Genomic DNA, 20,650 nt, shown 5'->3' with positions numbered 1-20,650 from the left:
ATTGAGGTCATGACAGAGGTAGTGGCGTTGCAGCATGATGCACCTGCTTCAATCCAGTAACCGTGTTGCACTCAGCTTCTGCAACCGCCCAGCCTCTGTCCGTGGAGCTGTAGCGATAGCCACTGTCGAGCAGTTCTTCCGCCACGGGTGGCGGCGCATTGTTACGCATGATCCGGGCCAGAGTTCCGTCCAGCCACAGTGTTTCCATCAAGCGCATCCATTCGGCGCTTTGCGCCGGCGTGAAGCGCTTGCGCGAAAGCATCAGGTTATGAGGAGTCGCCGGCCCTGGGATCACATCTACCACATGGAATCGCTCCCGTTGGCGACGGTCCTTCACCGCGCCTTCGAGGTTCATCTCATGGCCTATCACGCCTTCCACATTGCCGTTGAGCAACGCGGTGAAGCGGCTGGCGTCGTCCTTGTATTCCACTACCCGACCTTCCGAGCGGAGGATACGCAGCATACCGTCGATGTAAGGCCCATGGCGGTAGCCGGCAATTACTCCCAGGCGCGCACCGGGCATGTCATGGAAGGCGTCCAGGCTGTTCATGTCCCCCAGATCGTCGCGCACGATCAACTTGTTGCGCATATAGAGATATGGCAGCAGGTAGGTGTAGGCGCGCCGCTGCGGCGTGGCAACGCCACTGGTGCCCATCTGCAGGTCGCCACTCTCCAGCAATCGCCAGATTTCATCGCGCGGGCGAATCGAGGTCTCGAACTGGCAGCCGGTGCGCCGGGACAGCTCGGCGATCAGGTCGGGATCGATGCCGACATCGTCATGGAAGAACACCACGTTGCGGGTATAAGCGATGGCGATCGGCTGCTCACAGCCGTAGCGATCCTCGGCCACGGCTTCCGCACACAGCCATACGGCCGGGGCCAGGACCAGCAGTTTGCGCAACAGTGGATGAAGTGCCATTGAACCGCTCCGCACGCGGTATCGGCCTCAGGGGGGAGCACGGCGAGATCGCTCGTCTTCGGCGAGGGAGTTACAGCCACCACATGAGTGTAATCCGGCTTCACCAAAGCGCTGGAGAATCGCGCAGAGAAATGTCATTTCGTCGGATTTCGGCAGAACGATGTGACTCAGCCGCCCACTGGCAGTTGCAGGCGCCGGACCACCCTGCTTAACTCTGGCCCAAGCGTGACCAATGAGTCACGCAGCGCAACCAACAATGATTCCCGCGGCAGCTGTTCCCCGAGCCGCACCTTCCCCCGCCTGATCAGAAGCCAATCTTCCGCGCCCCCACGGGCTTCGAAACGCTGTCTTTTGGTGTCGTAAGCATTTGAAAATCAAGAGATTGTTAACTTTCGTCGAGTGACATGAAGCTGTCACGTCAAGACGCTTTCCTCTGCCTGGGTACTTTCTTCGCATCCGATGGTGGATGCGCACCATGACCTGCGTCTGGAGGAATACGACATGAGGCCGGAAACCGCCGTCGTCGAGATTCAGCAACACCGGGTACACACGGAGTTTCACGCCAACAGGGAAGCGCGGCAGACCATCATCCTGGTCAACGGCTCGCTGGCAACCACCGCCTCCTTCGCGCAAACGGTGAAATACCTGCAACCGCACTTCAACGTCGTCTGCTACGACCAGCCGTACGCGGGCCGTTCGCGGGCCCACAACGACTGCCGTGAGTTCATCACCAAGGAGTACGAGGCGCAGCTGCTGCTCGGCCTGATCGAGCACTACCACGCGGACGTCGTCATGTCCTTCTCCTGGGGCGGCGTCGCCACCCTGCTGGCCCTGGCCGAACGCCCCGCGCGAATCCAGAAGGCGGTGATCAATTCCTTCTCGCCGCTGCTCAACGCCTCGATGCTCGACTACCTGCACCGCGGCCTGGACTACCTCTCCGCGTGCGATCGCACCAACATCGGCAACCTGGTCAACGACACCATCGGTCGCTACCTGCCGCAACTGTTCAAGCGCTACAACTTCCGCCACGTCGCCGGTCTCGACGAGCACGAATACCAGCAGATGCACTTCCACGTCTGCCAGGTACTCAAGCTCAGTGCCGAGAGCTACATGGAGAAGTTTGCCGCCATCGACATCCCGCTGCTGTTCATGAACGGCGAGCTGGACATCTACACCACCCCGACCGAGGCCAAGCTGTTCCAGCAACTGATCCGCGACTGCGAGTTCCGCACCATCCGCAACGCCGGCCACTTCATCGACGTGGAACACAAGAAGGCCTGGCAGGAAACCCAGGACGCTCTCCTGACCTTCCTCCAGCCGCAGCGCCACCCGGTCCTGGCCAACCCCTACCTGCCCAGCAGCCAGGGCGTGCCAATCGCCGCCATGGTGGGCTGATGCAGCCAGCGCACACAGCCGGGGGCCGGCCCCAGACCTTCCGCCCCCGGTTTTTCATTGCGCCACCGTGTTCACGAATGCCATCCACTCGGCACGCCAGACCGCCCAAGGCTTCACTAAGCCTCGCCCTTCTGGTAAAAAGGCACCCCCAAGCGGGCGTCGTATAATGGCATTACCTGAGCTTCCCAAGCTCATGACGAGGGTTCGATTCCCTTCGCCCGCTCCACCGCATCATTCTGCGGACTTCCGCAGAAGTCCAAGAGAGTCTGCAAGTCGTTGCCACACAAGGACTTTTCCTCTCTTTGACGTTCTGCCGTGGTCCACTGCGATCCATCTACAGCCGGGACTTTTAAGTCCACAAACAAGTCCATTTTTGCGGGCGCGGCTGATTCCGGATTGTTGATGGAGGGGCGAGGTCGACGTGACCAGCATCTGGTTCCTGACTCATGTTCAGGAGCAAGAGCATGGCACTCTCAGACCTGGCCGTTCGGCAGGCCAAGGCAACTGGCAAGGCATACACCCTCCCTGACTTGGATGGCCTCTCCCTGGCCGTCACGGCTGCAGGGGGCCGGACTTGGCACTTCCGCTACTACTGGGCGGGCAAGCAGAAGCGGATGTCGCTCGGCACCTACCCAGAGGTGACGCTTCGCGAGGCCCGCAGCCTGCGCGACGAAGCGCGCGCCCTGCTGGCCAAAGGCACCAATCCTCGCGTTCACCGCAAGCAGAAGCGCACCGCTGTCCGGCTCGCCGACGAAAACACCTTCGAGGCGGTGTATCGCAAGTGGCTCAAGCATCGCGGGCTCAGCCTCAAGGAAGGCCGGCAGACGACCCTCTCGATACTTCCGCGCATCTTCGACAAGGATGTGCTACCCGCCTTGGGCAAGCGGTCGATCTATGAGATCAAGCGTCCCGACCTCTTGGAGGTGATCGCCAAGATCGAGAAGCGCAGGGCGCTCTCCGTCGCCGAGAAAGTCAGGACGTGGTTCAACCAACTGTTCCGCTACGCGCTGGTGATCGTGCCGGGCCTGGAGCAGAACCCTGCCTCCGATCTCGATGTGGTGGCGCTGCCGCTGCCGCCCGTCAACCACAACCCGTTCCTGCGCATGGCCGAGCTGCCGAAGCTGTTGCAGCGGCTGCGCAGCTATCGCGGCAGGCGGCAGACCCAGCTCGGGCTGCGGCTATTGGTGCTGACCGGCGTGCGAACCGGCGAGCTGCGACAGGCGATGCCGGATCAATTCGATCTGGACCGTGGGCTGTGGATCATCCCGCCCGACGTCGTGAAGCAACTCCAGTTGGATATGCGCAAGAAGCGGCAGCAGGCGAAGGACATCCCGCCCTACATCGTGCCGCTGTCGATTCAGGCCATGGAGATCGTCCGGCACCTGCTCGATGAGTTCAAGCCGGCCCAGCGCTACCTGTTCCGGCACGACAGCGACTTGAAGAAGCGCATCAGCGAGAACACGCTCAATGGTGCCCTCAAGCGCATGGGCTATCAGGAACGCCTGACGGGGCACGGCATCCGCGGCACGATGTCCACTGCGCTCAACGAGATCGGCTACCCGAAGGTCTGGGTGGATGCACAGCTCTCGCATGTCGATCCCAACAAGGTCAGCGCGACCTACAACCATGCCGAGTACGTGGAGCAGCGTCGCCGCATGATGCAGGACTGGGCCGATCGGCTCGACCTCTTCGAGCAGAACCAGGTCGAGGCGGCCAGCATGCCGCTCACCGTGCATCTGGAAGGCGTGCCCGCATTCCCGAGTGAGCAAACCGCAAGCGCACCCTCCACGCCGGTTGCCGCTTCGCCAATCCTGCTGGTGACGAAGCCGGGTGACGCCATGCCGTTGGTTTCTGCCGCCGCACATCGGCTGCCGGCGGTTCCGCCCCCTCGATCGGCCGCGCCGCTGGTGCCTTCGGACATTCAGCGCGAGAGGATGGAGCTGTTCGATGTCTTCGAAGCGCCGCACAACCTTCCCGTCGCGGCGTTTGCCAAGATGGCGGGCAAGTCCCGCAGGTGGATCAGCTACGAGATCAAGGCGGGCAACTTGCTGGCGTTGAACGTAGGCAACCGCGGCCAGCGCGTGCCGGACTGGCACCTCGACCCACTCAAGCACGAGCTGATCCAGTCCGTCCTGAAGCTGACCAGGGGTGCGGACCCTTGGCAGATCTACCATGCACTACTGCAACCGCGCTCGATGCTGCGGGGGTGTTCGGCACTGGAGGGCGTGACGGCCGGCAATCTCGACAAGCTCGTCATGGCAGTGAGCACAGCCGTGAAGGAAAGCGAATGGACCCCGCTGCGAGTCGGAGTCGCCTAGCAGCAGGAATGCGGGATCGTGGCGAAACCGCGATCCCCGCGCGTCTGTCAGGACACCAAGCGCGCGCGGCGGGCGAATCTTGCCTGGGTGTCCGACAAGGAAGCATCGCGGCGGAGCAGGTAAGCCATCACGATCGTTGGTGCGCCGGCCAGCGGCCGCACGGCGATGCCTCGGCGTAGGTAGCTCGCCAGTCTCGCGGCAGGCGCAATGGCGATCCCGTACCCGGCGGCAACCAGCGTCATCGCCACATCGAATGTCTCCACCGTTTGCTCTCGCTCTTGCAGCGCGTTCTCGAACACACGCTGCACGGTCATGCGCCATGGTTCATCGGCCGTGGACTGCGAGCAGATCAAGGGCTGCTTGAGCACTTCCCCGCACGGCACTTCACGGTGGGCCAGCAGGTGGGAGCGCTTGGCCACGGCGACCGCCAGCGTGTCATGCCACAGCGGTTCGCATACCCAGCCAGGCCACTGCCGGGCAACCGCAGACAAGGCGAAGTCGAAGCCGTCGTCCGGCAGCTCCGAGCCTCGACCGGGATCTGTCCAGCCGGCCAGGACGGCATGGGTCTCCGGCTCTTCGGCACGCTGCAGGGCGAGCACGTCGGCGAGCTGGGGAGGCACCCATTCGCCGAGGACGGCCATGCGAATTTCGGCGGTGATGTCACTCGATTCCACGTCCAGCTCCCCCAGGCGGTGAACTCGTGGCAACTGATCTCGAAGCCGTTAGATGAGTTAAGTTTAACGTGGTTTAAATCGTGACCGTGTTCGACGCTCTTGGCAATGCCAAAGCGTTCGATCCAAAGGGGCCGCCCCACCGGCACCACTACCTACGAAGCGGAACCAGCCATCGCGTTTGGGGCTGCCGTGCGGGAAGAAAGAACCAACCAGGGCATCGCTCAGGAAACGCTGGCCCACATGGCCGGCATCGAACGGTCGCACATGGGCAAGATCGAGCGCGGCGAGCATGTCCCCACGCTCCCTCTCATCCTCAAGATTGCCCGTGCGCTGAAATGCAGTTCCGCCCACTTGATGACTCTGACCGAAGCCAAGCTGGCAGAGTCGGCCCCATCCGCAGATTGAAGCCGGCCCGCACAGCGGTCGCATGACTACGCCTGATCGTCGTCCTTGCCCCCAAGGGCTGAATCTTCGCGCTTTGCGGCCTCGTTGACGAGCCGCAGGTATGGGTTGTCTGGCGGCGTCTCCTGGAACAGCGCATCCGGGCTGGCGAGCAGGTAGCCGTGCAGCCGGCGCGACTTGCGCGGCCCCGTGACTTCGCAGGTCCAGATGTTCAGCCCGCTCGGCTGCTTGCGGTGCTGTCCCAGCTTCTCGAAGCGCTTCTGTACCCACTGCCACCCCTCCAGCTTCTCCTGCTTGGCCAGCGCGGCGACTTGAAGGTACTCCTGCGCGTAGCGCTGGAACACGCCGGGGCTGACGAGGTAGGTCGTACCGACGACGGTATGCACCAGGGCCTTGGCGTCGTTGATGATGAGCTTGCGCGTCTGGATGCTCTGACGCAGCCAGGCCATGAAGTGCGCCCCGGAGGGCTCCGCGCGATCCTGGGAAGGCGCGAGGCTCATCTGCGGCGGGGGCACGGTCGAAGGGGTCGGCTCGGCCTCGGCGATCTCCGGCGCTGTGGGTAGAGCGGTGTCGCCCAGCAGGTCGAGCAGCGCGGCCACGCCGGTGTCCATGGCTGCGGATGCGATCGGCGCCGTGCTCGCGGATGCAGCTTCGATGCCTTCGGCGCGCGGCCCATCGGCCACCGTTGTCGCCTGCGGCGTCGGCTCCGCCTGTTCCTCTTCGACCTGCACACGGCCTGCGAACGGCGCCGGCCGGTCGGCGGCATCCCAGATCATCGCCGGCGAGAGTTTCAGGAAGGTGAAGGCGTGCGACCAGCCGGCGTCGCTGGTGACAGTAGCCTTCCAGATCGCCTTGCCATCCGGCGTTGGCTGCACGATGCCGTGATCCTGCAGCACGTTGAACACCGCCGTATTGCTCGCCGGAATGCCGTCGATGCCTTGCGATAGCAGATGTGCGCGCAGCTTGTCGGAGACGGTCTTGCTCACCAGCCACAAGGCGTCCTGGGTCAGCCAACCGTCCGCCGGGCCGGCCTGGTTCAGCTTGAACGCTTCCTTGAGCAGGTAGCGCAAGCCGTCGAGCAATTTGCGTTGCAGAGCATGCTTGGGCGCCACCAGCGCCTTGCTGGGATCGCCGCCGAGTTCCTGGGCGACCGATGCCTGGTCGGCCTGCACGACCAGCTCGCCGAGCGTGCCGGCGTGCTCGTACTGGCCGGCCAGCACGTACAGCAGCGCGGCCCAGAGGTCGGGATAGCCGCTGAGCCAGTCGAAGATGTCCCGATCGAGAAGGCGCGCGTAGAGCAGCCCGGTGGCGGCGCTGTGCAGGCGGTACTCGCGCTCCTTTCGGTAACGGAAGCGGTAGGGCTTTCGCAGCGGGCCGTGCCAGGGATGCCAGACGCTGCCGTCGGCATGCTCGACGTGCAGATCGACCGCAATCTTGCCGATGTCGTGCAGCAGGGCCGCGTAGGCCGTGCCTGCAGTCCAGGCTTCGGCCTGGGCCGCCTGTGCCTCCGGCGTGACGCCCGCAGGCAGCAGGTATGACTGCCGCAGTTTCAGCGCATAGGCGACGATCTCCAGGCCGTGGTCCAGCATGCCGCCCGGATAGGCGTGGTGGTGGTTCTCGGAGGCCGGGAACTGCTGGACCAATTCGGCGTAGCGCTCCAGTGGGGCGAGGTAGAGCGTGGCGAACTGCCGGCGCGAGAGCGATGTGCGCTGCCAGATGTGTTCCAGCAGTTTCTGCCGACGCGGCGTGGTCAGCAGCGATGCGGCCGACTCCGGCCGCATCGCCCCTTTCGGAGTTTCGATGGCGGATGTGGGCGGTGTGCCGGCGGCGGGTGGCACCCTTTTGCGCTGGAACAGCGAGAGCATGGCGAACCCCGGATGACGGGCTGCTCGGGGCGCCTTTTGGCCTTTTCAGGATAGGGCCTTTCCCCTTGGCGCCCTTCCTTTGCCCCTTCCCAGCCCTTTGGCCTTTGTCGGAAGCCTTTGGGTATAGGGCCGCTGCTTCGTGGATGCCACGATGAATGCGGCATGGGGCAATCCCGGCAAGTGGGGCGCTGCGGGATGTTCGTCAGCTCTGGCCCAAGCCGGTGTCGAGGGCGGCGGATTGCGCTGCGAAGTCGTCGGGACGGCGCTTGCGGAAGGTTTCGAGATTGGCGAGCTTCCAGCGCAGTGCCGGCAGTTGCGCGGCGTGCTGGCACTGCACCAGCGACCAGTCCGGTTCTGCGCGCGCCAGCCCGCTCAGAAACTGCTTGTGCGCGGTGTTCAGTCGCTGTGGCAGCTCGCGCCGCATCCTGGCGCGAGCGTCGAGCAGCGTCTCCAGGGAGCAGTCCACTTCGGTCATGCCGACAAAGGCCCGCTCGTACTCGCCGGCGATGTCCTTGTCGTTGCCGAACAGCACTTCGTGGGGCGGCCGGTTGTGGCCCGCCAGATAGATCACGAAGCACTCGACCATGCCGTCGCTGATGTCGCCCGATTCGTAGAGCTGCCACACGTCGAACAGGTCGCGGGGGTGCTGTCGATCCAGCGCGGCCACCAGCTTGCTGGCGTACAGCTCGTCCGGTGCCAGAACCGGCAGCTCGAACTCGACGCCGAACAGATCGCTGGTCTTGGCGCTCAGCGGCCGCCGCTCGACGGGCAGCACGCTGCCGCGGAACACGACGTTGACCTCGATCTTCACCTGGCTGGCGTCGTTCTCGACGATCAGCTTGGTGTCTCCCAGGTCCTTGGCGCGAACCAGGCGTGTCTGCACGCCCAGTGGCGCAACGCGCGCGGCGATGGCGGCCAGCTCCTGGTTGATGGCTTGCAGCGCTTCGTCGCGCGGCGTCTGCCACGGGAGGTACACCACGTCGATGTCCACCGACAGGCGCGGCATGTCCCGCACGAAGAGGTTGATGGCCGTGCCGCCCTTCATGGCGAAGATGTCGTTGGCGAACACGTCGGGCGCGACGGCCAGCAGCAGGCGAACGGTGTCCGCGTAGGTCTTATCCATGAGGTCTCAGGCTCAGCAAGGTGCCGTCATCGAGCCGGCTCATCCAGCGCGTGTTGCTGCCGGTGCGAACCGGGTACTGCTCCAGCAGGGCATCGACGTCCACGAGGCTGGTCTCGCGCGCCCAGGTCAGGAACAGGCGCACGGCCTTCACGCTGGCGCAGCAGGACAGCAGTTGCCCGAGCAAGTCCTTGCGGGGGGAACGCAGTCCATCGAAGAGGTTGCGGGCCTCTTCGAGGCTCTGCTTGACGCCGGCTTCGTACAGCAGCTCCAGCACGGCACGCTCGGGGGCTGCCACCCGCAGATCCTCGGGCAGGCCAGGCGGCGTGGTCAGGGTCTTGCCGGCCAGCGCCGTGTCCGGCCAGTCGAACAGGCGGGCGTGGACGTAGCGGGCCGGAAAGCGCGAAGTGAACCAGGCCGGCAACGCGAAGCGACCGTCGCCCCACAGCACCAGCGCCTCCCGGCTGCCCAGGTTGTGCCGCACCCCCTGCAGGGCCAGGGCGCTCTTGCCGCCGACGTGCAGGCCGGGCACGCGCTGTTGCAGGAACTTCAGCGCACCGTAGACCCCGAACTCATCGTTCGGGAAGGCATAGACGCCATGGGCCAGGCGCACGAGCCACCCGCCGTCGGCATAGTGGGCGGCGAGCTGGGGCGACACCCCGAACTGGCTCAGGGCGGCAAGGTCGAACGGCGCCCCACGGGGGAGTCCCGCCTGCAGTCGCTTGATTACCTGGTGCCGAGAATTTCCATTCATGATATAACAATAACACAGAATCCAATCGACCCTAGAGCCATTGCAAGAACGTGCAGGGAAAGTAGCATAAGGTTTGATTTATCGCTCAGAATCTAATCGACCTGCGGCCCGAGCCAACCCGGCTCTGCCGGCCGCAACCCGCCCTCCTGATCGCGGTCTATGCTGGAGGGCAGGCCACGACCGGCCGCTCCGCGAGGTGAGGCACCACTGAAGCCGAGGCATATGAGCATGAGCACCAACACGCACAACGGGCGCTGGAGCCACCGGCTGGGCCGGGGGGCTGGCCGTGCCTGGCGTGGATACCTCCGCCGCGAGCAGCGTGTCGCCGGCTGGCTGGTGACGCGCGGGGTACCCGCGGGCGCGGCGACGGCGGTGCTCTGGATCGTCAAGCTGGCCGTACTTGGCATGCTGCTATACACCGTATCCTGGCTCGTCCTGCTGCTGGCCTTTGCGGTGGTCGCCGCATGGCTCGCGCGGAACGCCGACGAGGACGACGAGAAGCAGCCGGAACTTAGAGACGGACACTCGGGCGTCGGCCTGTACGACAAAGATGACTGGCGGATCGACATGGGCGATCCCGACGAGCCGTAGCTGCCGCATCAACGCGAGAGAGTGCTCCTTACTTCGCAGCACCTTTCGATACAGCCGTCATCGCAAGGCGAGAGCCACTACCCCCAGCCGACTTCGCATCGGACGTGCCAGTGATAAGACCGCCCAGGAAGTTTCCGGCGCGAACGCCTGCCCATCCGAGTGCCATGACCCAGAACGTCGGCAACACGATGAACATCGTTGCCATGACGAAGTTCAGCAGCATGTCACCGAACGCATTGTTCAGGCCGATCAATGGGTCGAAGTTGGCGTGCGGCCTGTCCGCGCCAAACCCCCAGCCGTAGAGCGCATCCAGGATCGTGCTGTCGATCCAGCGCGCGAGCTGGAACCAGAAGTCCACGAAGAACAGCGCGAACTGGACGCAGCTCACCGTCACCACCGTCTTCAGGTCGTAGGTGCCGATCAGCAGCACCAGTGGGATGCAGATGACGAGCGCCATCTTGAGCATGGTCAGCACCATCGGCAGCGCCTGGCGCACCACGTCCATTGCCGGAAAAAAGCCCAGCGAGCCGACGGTCAACCCCAGGTCGCTCGCGCCGCGCGTGACGACGTTCGGCAGCGTCTTGTCGATCTGGCCGCCGTAGTCGGTGTAGACGGCGCCCTGGTTCATCTTCTGCTGCCTCGGTGAGACCACGGCGCGGATCACCGAGTCATTGACCTCGCTCTGCGACAGGAATCCCACCCAGCGCCCGATGCGGGTCAGCAGGTCCGGGTCGACCTGTGCCAGCAGCCGGCTGCGCAGTCCCTGGCCGCCATCGGCCCACCACTGCCGGCAGGATGGATAGCCGCCGCCGCTGCCCACCTGTGCCAGCCCCGCATCGCGGGTCGCGTCGTAGGGCCAGGCCGTGCGTGGGGTCTTGGCGCGATAGGTGTCATAGAAGCCGGGCGTGTCGAGGAAGTAACTCGATCCGATCCAGGTGACGTCGTTCATCTGCTCGTCGGAGAGCGTCGGCCGGTTCATGAACAGCTTGGCGCGCGACGGCCCGTAGCAGTCGTGCGTGAAGTCGGCGACCTCCTGTGCCAGCACCGGATCGTCGATGCGCGTGGCATCCACATCCATGCGAATCTGACGCAGGTCCGTGCCGCAGGGAATCGCCGCCACCGCGGAGCCCGTCACGGCTTTCGACAGCGCGTGCATGAAGAACCACCACACCGGCACCAGCGCGCTCTGGTCGTTGAGCGCCGTGTAGACGTTGGACCAGCCCGTGTCGTTGGGCAGCGGGACACTGACCTGGCATTGCGCGGAGCGCGTGGTGTCGAACCTGATCGTGGCGAGATCCACCGGGATGAACGGGATGCCGGCGAACATGATGACCACGATCGCCACCCACACCCGGTTCTCGATGCGCATCGACGACAGCACGCCCTTGTTGCCTTCGTCCGCACCTTCGCTGCGGGCCTTGAGCCACTCCTGGATCACGATGGCCACGAACGGCAGCGCGAACACGCCGCTGGCCACGAGGATGCTCCAGATGCCGTTGTTGACCACCCAAGCCACCAGGGTCAGGTAATACTCCAAGTAGTCCGTGGTGTAGAGCGTCATGCCTGCCTCCCGGTCTCAGCCGTGCCGCAGCAGCTGGCTGGCTTCCAGCGCGACCACGGCGATGACGGCCGCGATCTCCGTGCGCAGCAGGCGCTGATGCGTCTCGCGGGACGGCTCCCGCCGCAACAGGCGCCGACGCATCCACCACCAGCCGTAAGCCGTCGCTCCGTAGAGGCACAGACGCCACACTAAGAAGTGGCCGGCGTGCGCCTGCAGCCAGTGCTGCCAGCCCTCGACGCCGCCGACCACGTGGATGCCGGCGATGTTCACCGCCACCGCGGCGGCGACCACCAGCAAGGTCCACAGCAGCGCCACGCCGACGCGGCGGTTGAACAGCCATGGCAGCCGCAGCCAGGCGAGCCGGCTCATGGCGTACCGCTCCGCGGCTTCTGGACTTCCCGCAGACGGTCGCGCGTGGTGTCGCCCTCGAAGACGCCGCGCGAGCCGGCAGCGCGGGTACTGTGGCGCTGGATGATCGCCATCGCCGAGTTGCCGGCCAGCGTGCGGCGCAGCTCCAGCTCGGTCTTGAGGTTGTTGATCTCCTGCTCCAGCGCGCTGTTCTCCTGGTCCACCGCCTGCACGGCGAGCTCGTTGGCGGCGACGTTCGGCTCCTTCTTGCCGGTCAGCAACGTGCGTTGCAGCAGCAAGGCCTTCTCCAGCACGCTGGACAGCGCAGCCTCGGACGCGAGGCGCCGGCCCAGCACGTCCTGGTCGGGCTCGTCACGCAGGGCCTCGATCACGCCGCGGGTGATCGGCAGCGAGCTGCTGCCGGCCGCGTCGAGATTGGCCAGTGTCGTCGGCCGGGCGCCCGTCACCAGTTCCTGCAACACCTGCAGCTTGGTCTCGTACTCTTCCTGGATCACTGGCGTGAGCCCGACGCCAGGCGTGGTCTGGGTCTTCGTGCAGTTTTCGCAGGTGCGTTGCTCGCGTTCGCCCAGCACGCGGTTCGCAAAGGCCGCGGCCGCGCCAGGCGACGACCAGGTCTGGCAGGTCAGGCGGTTGCCGCAGGCGCTGCGCGCGATCGACGAGGTATCGGTGGCGCTGCGCCCGTTGAGCAGGTTGTAGCCCGCGCGCGTCACGTCGCCGACCACCTTGATCGAACTCTGGCCGGAGCCGCCCGCGTTGCCGCCGCCGACCCAGGGCACGCCGTTGTTCCCTTTGTTGGACTCGGCCTGCTCGATGGCGGAGACGGCATCGGTGCTGCTGACCGCATCCCGCAGCGCCATCCCTTCGGCGAGCTGGTCCCAGCCGGCCTGGCCGCCGGCCATGTCCGCCATACGATTGGCGATGGCGCGGCAGGTCATCTTCGAGCGGTCGAAATCCAGGCGCGCCTGCAGGATGCCGTTGGTGAGCAGGTTGTACAGGCCCGGGTCGGCGCGCTGGATGATCAGGGCCGGCAGCGAGGCCACGGCGCTGGTGGCGTTCTGGATCACGTTGCTCATGATCGTTTGGAAGCCGTTGGTGATGCCGTTGAGCTGGTTCTGCAGCGTCGTGGTGATGCTCATGTCGCCGCAGATCAGGTTGCTGTTCCAGCCGACGCCGACGCCGATGCTCTGCATGTTGCCGGCACCACCCATCGACACGGCCCGGCCGCCGCCGATGCTGTAGAGCACGTCGTCGCCGATCACGCTGCCGCTGACGTTCACGCCATTGGGATCGATGCGCGTCTGCCCCCAGGCGACGCCGACGACCAGCGTGATGGCCGCCACGAGCAGCGTGGCCCCCAGGGGCGATTTCGCGCGGCGGAGGAAGTCAGAGAGGGAGGCGTTCATCGTGGGTTCCTCACATGAAATCGACGCTGCCGAGGAACACCTGGCCACGGCGCCGGCAGCAGGAGTACGGCCGCCACAAGGCCCAGGCGTAGTCGCCCTGCTGGGCCTGCACGCGGGTGCGGCTGTGCGGGAAGACCACGCAACTGTTCGAGAGCGTGGGCGTCAGCTCCTGCCACTTGCCCGTCGAGGCGTCGGTCTCCATCAGCGCGCCGGCCGGCCAGTAGCCGTCGCGGGCGTTGGCCAGCAGGGGCTGATACACGTGAATCTGGTTGCGGCGCGTCACGATGTCGCCCGCGCGCTGCGCGACCACGGCGCCGCTCTTGTGGTCGTCGGTCTGGTGCAGGAAGCCACCGCGGGGATACACGTTGCCCCAGAGGTTCAGGCCGGTGCGCGTACCGATTTCGCGCCGGCCGGGGATGAGCGCTTCGGGGTAGAACGCTTCCGGGATGTTGTAGCGCCAGGCGATCGTGTCGAGCGTGCTCAGCAGATACGGCATGAAGGCCGTGCCAGCGCCTTCGCAGGTGTAGCCGGAGGCGCTGGCGAACTGGCTGAACACCAGCCCGGCCGGATGGCCGATGACATCGGCGTTCTTGAACTTGGCGAGGTTGTTCTCGTTGTCGTGATTGGTCGTGCCGTCACCGCCAGCCTTGGCGGTCGGGTTGGGTATGCTCATCGCCCTGACCTCCAGCCACGGGTTTTCGCCAGTGTTCGAGTAGCTCGACACCACCGCATCGGGGACGTAGTGGCGCACCTTGACGGAAGTGCGAACCGAGCAGCCGAAGGGCGTGCAGTACAGCCAGTAGCAGATACCGACCACGCGGTATTCGAGGCAGTCGGGGGACAGCGCCGACGAGACGATGGTGGCGGTGTCCAGGGCGAACGTCGACGTGGCCGTGCTCAGCAGCAGCGAGGCGACGGTGGCGCGCAGGCGCCGGGATGCCAGCAGGAGGCTCATGGCTGCGTGCTCCGGTAGGCGTTGATGCGCGCGACGGCGCGGGGCACGTCGGGCTCGCCGTAGACCACGTAGCGTCGATCGACCACCACGGCGGGAATCTTGGCGATGCCCAGTCCCCAGGCATCCGCGACACCTTGGTAGGCGTGGCCGATGCGGCGTTGAAGGGCCTCGCCGCCGTCATGCAACCGCTGCCGCACCAGGGCTGCAGCCTGTTGCGGGTTGGCCGGTAGGTGCGCGGCGAGTTCGACCTCGATGCGCGTGGCCTGGTCCAGCTCGATGATCCGCACGCCGGCTGGAGCCTGCACCGGATGACGGCTGTCGGTGACGACGAGCACGTCGGCTGCTGCAGTCTGGGTAAACATGAACAGCACTGCCCACAGTCCGGGCGCAATGCTGATGGTCGGCAGCCGGGGCGAAGCCTTGAAGACGGGGGCCGGCATATCGGGCGTCCTTGGAGTCGATCAAAGTCACAGTCGACTTCAAGTGCCGATCTAGCGCGACAAAGAAACCGCATCCGGCCCCTGCCGGTTTCATACCCTATGCCGTTGTGAGCGTTGTGATTGCCTCCTGTCGGAGGCGGAGATCAGGTGCGGGACGCTGAGGTACCCGCGAACCCAAGAAACGCATGCTGTAAGCGAATCGGCATCGACGGCTTGGAGCGTGCATGTAGGCTCTGCCAAGTCCCGTCACTGATGTCGCTCGGGGCGAGGCGATCTACCGAGCGCGAAACTCTTCTCAAGTAAGCGTTGACGCCATCCGCGGATTCCGAAGGAGCGCCGGCAAGAACGTACCCCACCATGAAGCCGATAGCATGGTTCTCGCCGTACTTCTCCTGGATGAATCGATCCATGCCCTCGACGACGTACTCTCGACACAAGTGAGTGTCCGACCCGGCGATTCGTTTGCATTCGATGATCGCGTGCGGATCATGCTCCTGCGTGCGCAAGAAAATTTCGACGAACGCCAGCGGGATGTCGGTACGTCCGTCTGGCAGCATCACGTTGCTTTTGGATCGCGATTCCGTGCCAGGCAGCACCATGATCTGCTTCCACGGGGAGTTCTTCAGCGCAATGCGCATCCCGTCCCGCAGGCGCTCGGTCATGATTACCTCTCCAGCGTTGGCATTCACGTCCTCGGCTGCGCATGCTCGCTGCCAACCTGCGGCCAGTGTCAGCAGAATGACCGCCACAACCTCGGGCTCAAGTTCAATGAACTCTCTGCCCAGTGCAGGAGGTGCCTCATAGGGGATCCTCAAACTTTGCCCCCTGAAAAGCTCTCCGCGACCACTGCATCGGCATCTTCCAGTGCCGCTATGCCCATCCAGTAGCGCCGCGCTGCTGGCTTGATGATCACGACTTCGTTGCGTCCGTGTACTCGCAATTCCCGCTCTGCACTGAGCGCGGTCGCAATCTTGACTTTCAGGCGCCTGCCGATACGTGCCAGTACTTCACCCAATTCGCCTTGTGGTGCCACGACGCTCACGCTCGCATTACCCGGCCCTTCTTCCAAGACAAAGCGCACGACGCGCAAGGCCGAACTGCTTGGCAAGTCGAGCACTTCGGCGCGCATGTGCCGCTTATTGCGAACGGAAAGCCAATCCTCGATAACGGACAGGAACGTCTTGGCATACGCCGTGACCTCAGTACGACTGTCCGATGGCTCCACGGATGATTCGCGGCCGGTTTCCCATTGCCACCCGGCGCGAAGGAGGCCGTCTCGAATGACAGTTCGGTCGGCATCGTTCAGTTCGTACAGATCGAAGACAGCTTCGTCCAGTTCAGCCCATCCCCTCTCGTCGGTGCCGTTGGCGCGCAGATTCTTCTCAATCTGCAGCAGGCGCTGGCCAGCCTCAGATTTCACTGCGCTCGTGAAATTAGGCACCGGTAGGAAGCTGAGGTCGCGAGCCAGCAGCTTCCTCTTGTAGATTCCAAACTCTGCAGCGGTCAGATAGAAGAACCATGTCGCAAAAGCAGAACTCAACACGGTGGCAAGCAAATGTGCCGTCCGCGTGTGCCCTCTCGGAAGAGACACTGCGAAGTATGAGTTCGTGAAGACGAGATCCCGCTCGGAGACGGCCGCCAAGACGCGTGGACTCCCCAGAAGCATTTCCTTCACGATGAGAAGCGGGGCTTGATATATCTCCCGCGATCGTGGCCATTGTGCCTTCGATTGGCTGAAAGTCGGCAAATCATCGGGAATGTTGAAGTGCTGCATGTCTTTGACTTGCAGTACATCCAATCCTTTTAGCGGGCGAGCATCGCGCGTCTGATTCTCTGGGGCCCCGCGAATCAATCCAACCTGGAAGGTAGTGTCGAGTAATGAGAGTTGCTCGCCCAGATTTCTGTGGGCCGAAGTCAAGTCATCCAGCAATAGGAGGTCACGGCGCCGGCCAACGGCTGCTGCCTTGAGCTTCAACGGCTGTTCTTGGATTTCGTCGAGTGTCAAAGTGATGACGTCACTCGGCGCCACCTCGAACGAATGAGTCCTTGCACCGCTGGGCGTCCACGGGATCTGAACGACCGTGACCTGATCCGTTCGCTGCTTCGGTCGATGACGGGCAAAGAGAACCACTGCGGGCATGGCCGCTGTCGCGAAGAGCCAACTGCACAAATTGGACAGATTTACCAAGGTGATCGGAGCCACGGCTCGCATCACATGCTGAGCTGCTGCCATGCCGGTGCCGCTGCGGCTGAAGAACGGCATCGCGCTAAGAATGATGCCGAAACGGGTCTTCTCATGTGAGAACTCCGCCGCTCGCAACACGAAATCCAAGCCTTCACCGCGCGGTTGCGCAGGTACGCCCGCAACCCTGGTCTTGCGCCGCGCTTCGGTTCCTGTCTGCCCCCTAAAGCTCCAAGGGGGATTGCCCACGATAAGGTCGAACTGCTTCAGCCCTGTCGGCGTCGCCAGCACGGCCTTGCCATCTCCATCACGTTCGACAGTACGAGCGTCACCGACGAGCAATGTCCTGCCGATCAATGGCTGGAACTTCAGGGACTGCGGTGGTTGCGGGTCAGGGTCCAGCTCAAGCGCAGCCAGGTACAGGCTGAACGCAGCGACGCGAATCGCGGCTTCGCTAATGTCTACGCCATACACCTGCCCGTAGAGCGTCGAGCGGATCAGCTCCCTCGTGGGCGGCTGACCTTGCGAGCGAAGATGAACCAAGCGCCGCAGCGCTTCGACCAGGAAGACACCGGAGCCGCACGTCAAATCCAGCACCGACTCCCGTCCAGATAGACCATCCATGACCTCATCGAGGACCAGCGAGACGACGGACAGTCGCGTGTAGTGCACGCCGTTTCGCAACGCTTCTGTGCGCTTTCCTCCAGTCTGCGGCTCAGCATGTGCAAACTGCTCGTAGATCGAGCTGATGAGCTCGACCGGAATCACGTCGAACTGGTACGGGAAGAAGCTGAGTTGCCCGCTTTCAGGATCGACAGCCTCCAGGAACTCCGCAACCCGCGTCAAATGGTGAGCTGCTGGTGTCGTTTTCACCGACGAGGGCGGAAACATATCGCCGTTGAAGGTCTGGGCCAGCCATGCGAACAGCTTGCTGGTCGCTGGCCGGTCGCGCAGGATCGCCGGCAACGCCGTGCGGCCGCATACCCGCTTCAACCGCGCCGCACTGACGATCTCGCGGTCAATCAGGTACTGGGTGAAGATCACGCGCCCAATCAAGGCCTGCGCCGCATCGCGCGCGAGATTGCCTGCGACCAAATCGCGTTCGAGACATCCAAGGTCAGACAGGAGCTTCTGATCGACGCTGGTCTTGCGATCGATGGCCGGCACCTGGGCCCAGAATTGGCCCGTCTCGATCGCCAGTCGGCCGGCCAACTCGTCCAGTTCATGAAGCGAACCTTCGATGTTCTCGAAACGCCGAATCAAATGTCTCTGGGCATCGCCTTCTTTCGCGGGTGTGCCGAAACCGTTGTACAGGTCGATACGCTGCGGCGAGATCACCCACAGCAACGGCGCGAACCCCTCGTTCCAGACCTCTCGTCGCCACTGGCTGACCAGATCGTCTGCAGGCGCGCTTTGCTCAAACTTGAAGTAGACGGTCAACGACGACGCGCTGCGCCACAATGCGTCCGGAACAAAAACGCGGCCGTGGCGCGAGGACTGCGCCTCGGCCCCCAACCGAAGACCGGGCGCGGGTTGCCCGTCCGGCAGGTAGCCGGTTGCGGCGAGCACCTGTTCCAGCGTGGCAGTGTTCACGCCCTACTCCGGATAGCTTCGGGTGGAAACGGCAACGCTGCCTGGCTCGGCGTCGGGACGATCGGCAGCATGTGCTGCTGAAGCCGCATGATCAACGGATCGAGCGGGATGACGAGAGTCGGTTGCGTCGGCGCCGGTCCAATCCCCTCGGGGCCGATATCGCACAGGGTCGCCGAAGTGGCCGTCACGAACGCCACGGACCCATTCAGCGCCAATGCGCTACTCGTGCCCAGCAACCGAAAGAGCGCGTCAACGCCGACGCTGACGGTGGCGATGTGCACTCCCAACGAGCTGACCAACTCATTGGTAACGGCCAAGCCTAGGAGATCCGCGAAGGTGAATCGGGCAGCCTTCCCGGTCTTGGACGCCAAGTAGGGCACGGTCTTGCGCCAATGCCGCACCGTTTCGACGGACACGCCGGTTAGCGTGCGCATCTGGTCCTGAGTGTACTGGATGGCGGTGACGGCAGACATTCGCGTTGCTGGCAACTAGAAAATATGCAGATTCTGCCATGCAAAGGTGTGCTTCTCAACAGGTAAAGGCCGGTTCAGCCGCCTATCCCACAAGCCTTCCAAGCTTCCGAAAGTCGCGACCATCAGAGCGCATCGCGAACGTGTGGATAGGGGCAAGACGCAAGGCGCCCCCGGAAGGGGCGCCTGCGGACTACAACAAGCCGGCTTCGGCGAACGAGTACGGGCTGCCCTTGCCGACGATGAAGTGATCCAGCACCCGGACATCGACGGTGGCCAGGGCGCTCTTCAGCCGCTCGGTGATCACACGATCAGCGGCCGAGGGCTCGGTGTTCCCCGAGGGATGCTGATGCGCCAGGATCAGCGCCGAAGCGTTGAGCGCCAGCGCACGCTGGACCACCACCCTCGGATACACCGAAGTCTGGTCGACCGTGCCCTTGAACAGCGGCTCGTAGGCGAGCACCTGGTGCTGGTTGTCGAGAAACACGACGGCGAAGATTTCGTTCGGCTCCGCGACCAGTTTCAGGCGCAGGTAGTCGCGCACGGCGGCGGGACTGCCCAGCGCCGGACCGGCCTTGAACACGCGGTTCTCCAGCAGGGTGATGGCCTGCTGGATGATCCAGTCTTCGTGCTGGGCGGCGATCAGGGTGAGCGACTCCGGGCGGGAGTCGGCGATGGCAAGAGACATGGCGAACCTCCAATGGATGAGATCGGAGGGCGCCTGCCCCAGGAGGGCAAACCCTCCGGGGGACGATGGGGATGGAACAGGTGACGAGCGGGCATCCACCACCGCGGATGCGGTGGCTGTTCGCGTCAAGGGATGCGATGCGAACGGGTTTCGATCAACGCGGACGAGCCGCGCCGCAGCCTTGAAGATCGATGGCTACCTGGGCATGTCACCGGCGACGCCGGCGGGCATGTCTGGGGAATGGGCGGGTTCGGCCGCGGTCGTGCTGCCGGCGGCGAGCAGGTCGATGGCCGACAGCAAGGCATCGCCTTCGACGGGACCGTGCAGCAGGAGGGTCTTGCCGGACTCGCGGTCGCGCAGTTGCAGGGCCGGCGTGGCCGCGATGCCCTGCTGTGCTGCTTCCGCCGCCTGGGCACGGATGACGGCATCGGGGCGCTCGCTGTCGAGACAACCCTGCATGGCCGGCGTGAGGTCGGGATAGCGCAGGCCCTCCGGCAGGCCCTGGCCGTCGCCACGGGTGTTTGCGTAGAGCCAGGCCACTGCCTGCCAAAGCGCGGCGTGTCCGCCCGTCTCGCCCGCGCACTCGGCCAGGCGTGCCCCGGCAGTCGCGGCCGGCTCGTGCATGGACAGCGGCAGGTGGTGCCACTGCCAGTTCACCTCGGGATGGGCGTCGATCCAGCGCTTGAGTTCGGGGAAGTAGGCCCGGCAGTACGGACACTCCAGGTCGGCGTAGCCGACCACCGTGAAGCGCGCATCGGCACGGCCATACAGCCAGGGCGGGCCAGCCGGTTTCGGCCCCTCGGACCCGGCGGCGGCCAGGGGCATGGACTCGGTTGCCGGATGCGGCGCGCGCAGCAGCATCCACGAGGCAACCGCAATCGTCACCACGATCAGCAGACCGATCCAGGGATGACGGCGGGCGAATGAGGGCAGGCGCATCGTGTCGCTCCC

At 64.4% G+C, this 20,650-nt stretch carries 19 protein-coding genes and 1 tRNA gene; 5 read left to right on the top strand and 15 right to left on the bottom strand.

The features are described from left to right. Positions 1 to 7: 7 nt before the first annotated feature. A complete protein-coding gene (locus A9513_RS13730; RefSeq protein WP_083196110.1) occupies positions 8 to 919 on the bottom strand; it encodes an ABC transporter substrate-binding protein in 912 nt (303 codons plus the stop codon). Between the two features lie 501 nt (positions 920 to 1,420). Between A9513_RS13730 and A9513_RS13725 the strand changes: the two genes are divergently transcribed. From A9513_RS13725 to A9513_RS13715, 3 genes are all read left to right on the top strand, one after another. Continuing rightward, positions 1,421 to 2,314 carry an alpha/beta fold hydrolase gene (locus A9513_RS13725; RefSeq protein ID WP_065085020.1) on the top strand — a complete coding sequence of 298 codons (894 nt, stop codon included), beginning with the start codon at positions 1,421 to 1,423 and terminating at the stop codon, positions 2,312 to 2,314. 152 nt (positions 2,315 to 2,466) lie between these two features. Beyond that, positions 2,467 to 2,540, top strand: a tRNA-Gly gene (locus A9513_RS13720). Positions 2,541 to 2,778: 238 nt separating this feature from the next. Further along, entirely contained in the window at positions 2,779 to 4,632 is a 1,854-nt protein-coding gene (locus A9513_RS13715) for an integrase arm-type DNA-binding domain-containing protein (RefSeq protein WP_065085018.1), read from the top strand. 47 nt (positions 4,633 to 4,679) lie between these two features. On the opposite strand, the gene A9513_RS13710 is transcribed toward A9513_RS13715, so the two are convergent. Beyond that, positions 4,680 to 5,306 (bottom strand): LysR substrate-binding domain-containing protein, encoded by a 627-nt coding sequence (locus A9513_RS13710; protein ID WP_065085017.1) that lies wholly within the window; start codon positions 5,304 to 5,306, stop codon positions 4,680 to 4,682. Between the two features lie 105 nt (positions 5,307 to 5,411). Here A9513_RS13710 and A9513_RS13705 point away from each other — a divergent pair, with 105 nt between their 5' ends. After that, entirely contained in the window at positions 5,412 to 5,711 is a 300-nt protein-coding gene (locus A9513_RS13705) for a helix-turn-helix domain-containing protein (RefSeq protein WP_003282197.1), read from the top strand. A gap of 26 nt (positions 5,712 to 5,737) precedes the next feature. On the opposite strand, the gene mobH is transcribed toward A9513_RS13705, so the two are convergent. The 3 genes from mobH to A9513_RS13690 all read right to left on the bottom strand — a co-directional run bounded on the left by mobH (position 5,738) and on the right by A9513_RS13690 (position 9,447). Then, a complete protein-coding gene (mobH, locus tag A9513_RS13700) occupies positions 5,738 to 7,573 on the bottom strand; it encodes a MobH family relaxase (protein ID WP_023083157.1) in 1,836 nt (611 codons plus the stop codon). Between the two features lie 202 nt (positions 7,574 to 7,775). Next, complete coding sequence (locus tag A9513_RS13695) at positions 7,776 to 8,696, bottom strand: nucleotidyl transferase AbiEii/AbiGii toxin family protein (RefSeq protein WP_017462894.1); 921 nt, start codon at positions 8,694 to 8,696, stop codon at positions 7,776 to 7,778. Continuing rightward, positions 8,689 to 9,447 (bottom strand): type IV toxin-antitoxin system AbiEi family antitoxin domain-containing protein, encoded by a 759-nt coding sequence (locus tag A9513_RS13690; protein WP_065085016.1) that lies wholly within the window; start codon positions 9,445 to 9,447, stop codon positions 8,689 to 8,691. Before A9513_RS13690 ends, A9513_RS13695 begins: the two co-directional genes overlap by 8 nt. A 222-nt stretch (positions 9,448 to 9,669) precedes the next feature. Here A9513_RS13690 and A9513_RS13685 point away from each other — a divergent pair, with 222 nt between their 5' ends. Next, complete coding sequence (locus A9513_RS13685) at positions 9,670 to 10,038, top strand: DUF3742 family protein (protein ID WP_017462896.1); 369 nt, start codon at positions 9,670 to 9,672, stop codon at positions 10,036 to 10,038. Between the two features lie 28 nt (positions 10,039 to 10,066). On the opposite strand, the gene A9513_RS13680 is transcribed toward A9513_RS13685, so the two are convergent. The 10 genes from A9513_RS13680 to A9513_RS13635 form a co-directional block, all read right to left on the bottom strand. After that, positions 10,067 to 11,599, bottom strand: coding sequence for a conjugal transfer protein TraG N-terminal domain-containing protein (locus tag A9513_RS13680; protein ID WP_017462897.1), 1,533 nt, complete (start codon positions 11,597 to 11,599; stop codon positions 10,067 to 10,069). 15 nt (positions 11,600 to 11,614) lie between these two features. After that, on the bottom strand, positions 11,615 to 11,968 hold the full coding sequence (locus tag A9513_RS13675; protein WP_065085015.1) for a hypothetical protein: 354 nt from the start codon (positions 11,966 to 11,968) through the stop codon (positions 11,615 to 11,617). Further along, positions 11,965 to 13,371 (bottom strand): integrating conjugative element protein, encoded by a 1,407-nt coding sequence (locus A9513_RS13670; protein WP_017462899.1) that lies wholly within the window; start codon positions 13,369 to 13,371, stop codon positions 11,965 to 11,967. Before A9513_RS13670 ends, A9513_RS13675 begins: the two co-directional genes overlap by 4 nt. A 10-nt stretch (positions 13,372 to 13,381) precedes the next feature. Further along, positions 13,382 to 14,326, bottom strand: coding sequence for a TIGR03756 family integrating conjugative element protein (locus A9513_RS13665; protein WP_059401245.1), 945 nt, complete (start codon positions 14,324 to 14,326; stop codon positions 13,382 to 13,384). After that, a complete protein-coding gene (locus tag A9513_RS13660) occupies positions 14,323 to 14,766 on the bottom strand; it encodes a TIGR03757 family integrating conjugative element protein (RefSeq protein WP_065085014.1) in 444 nt (147 codons plus the stop codon). The genes A9513_RS13665 and A9513_RS13660 overlap by 4 nt, the downstream gene beginning before the upstream one ends. 143 nt (positions 14,767 to 14,909) lie before the next feature. Beyond that, positions 14,910 to 15,428 carry a hypothetical protein gene (locus tag A9513_RS13655; RefSeq protein ID WP_017462901.1) on the bottom strand — a complete coding sequence of 173 codons (519 nt, stop codon included), beginning with the start codon at positions 15,426 to 15,428 and terminating at the stop codon, positions 14,910 to 14,912. Positions 15,429 to 15,577: 149 nt separating this feature from the next. Further along, positions 15,578 to 18,541 carry a class I SAM-dependent DNA methyltransferase gene (locus A9513_RS13650; protein ID WP_031688111.1) on the bottom strand — a complete coding sequence of 988 codons (2,964 nt, stop codon included), beginning with the start codon at positions 18,539 to 18,541 and terminating at the stop codon, positions 15,578 to 15,580. Further along, positions 18,538 to 19,014 carry a MerR family transcriptional regulator gene (locus A9513_RS13645; RefSeq protein ID WP_016446149.1) on the bottom strand — a complete coding sequence of 159 codons (477 nt, stop codon included), beginning with the start codon at positions 19,012 to 19,014 and terminating at the stop codon, positions 18,538 to 18,540. The genes A9513_RS13650 and A9513_RS13645 overlap by 4 nt, the downstream gene beginning before the upstream one ends. Before the next feature lie 190 nt (positions 19,015 to 19,204). Beyond that, complete coding sequence (radC, locus tag A9513_RS13640; protein ID WP_003140985.1) at positions 19,205 to 19,699, bottom strand: DNA repair protein RadC; 495 nt, start codon at positions 19,697 to 19,699, stop codon at positions 19,205 to 19,207. Between the two features lie 195 nt (positions 19,700 to 19,894). Next, positions 19,895 to 20,638, bottom strand: a complete 744-nt coding sequence (locus A9513_RS13635) for a DsbA family protein (protein ID WP_016446150.1) — start codon at positions 20,636 to 20,638, stop codon at positions 19,895 to 19,897. Positions 20,639 to 20,650: the final 12 nt, after the last annotated feature.

Source organism: Pseudomonas sp. AU12215, assembly GCF_001675465.2.
Lineage (GTDB): Bacteria > Pseudomonadota > Gammaproteobacteria > Pseudomonadales > Pseudomonadaceae > Pseudomonas > Pseudomonas nitroreducens.
This window is presented reverse-complemented; position numbering and strand designations above follow the sequence as displayed.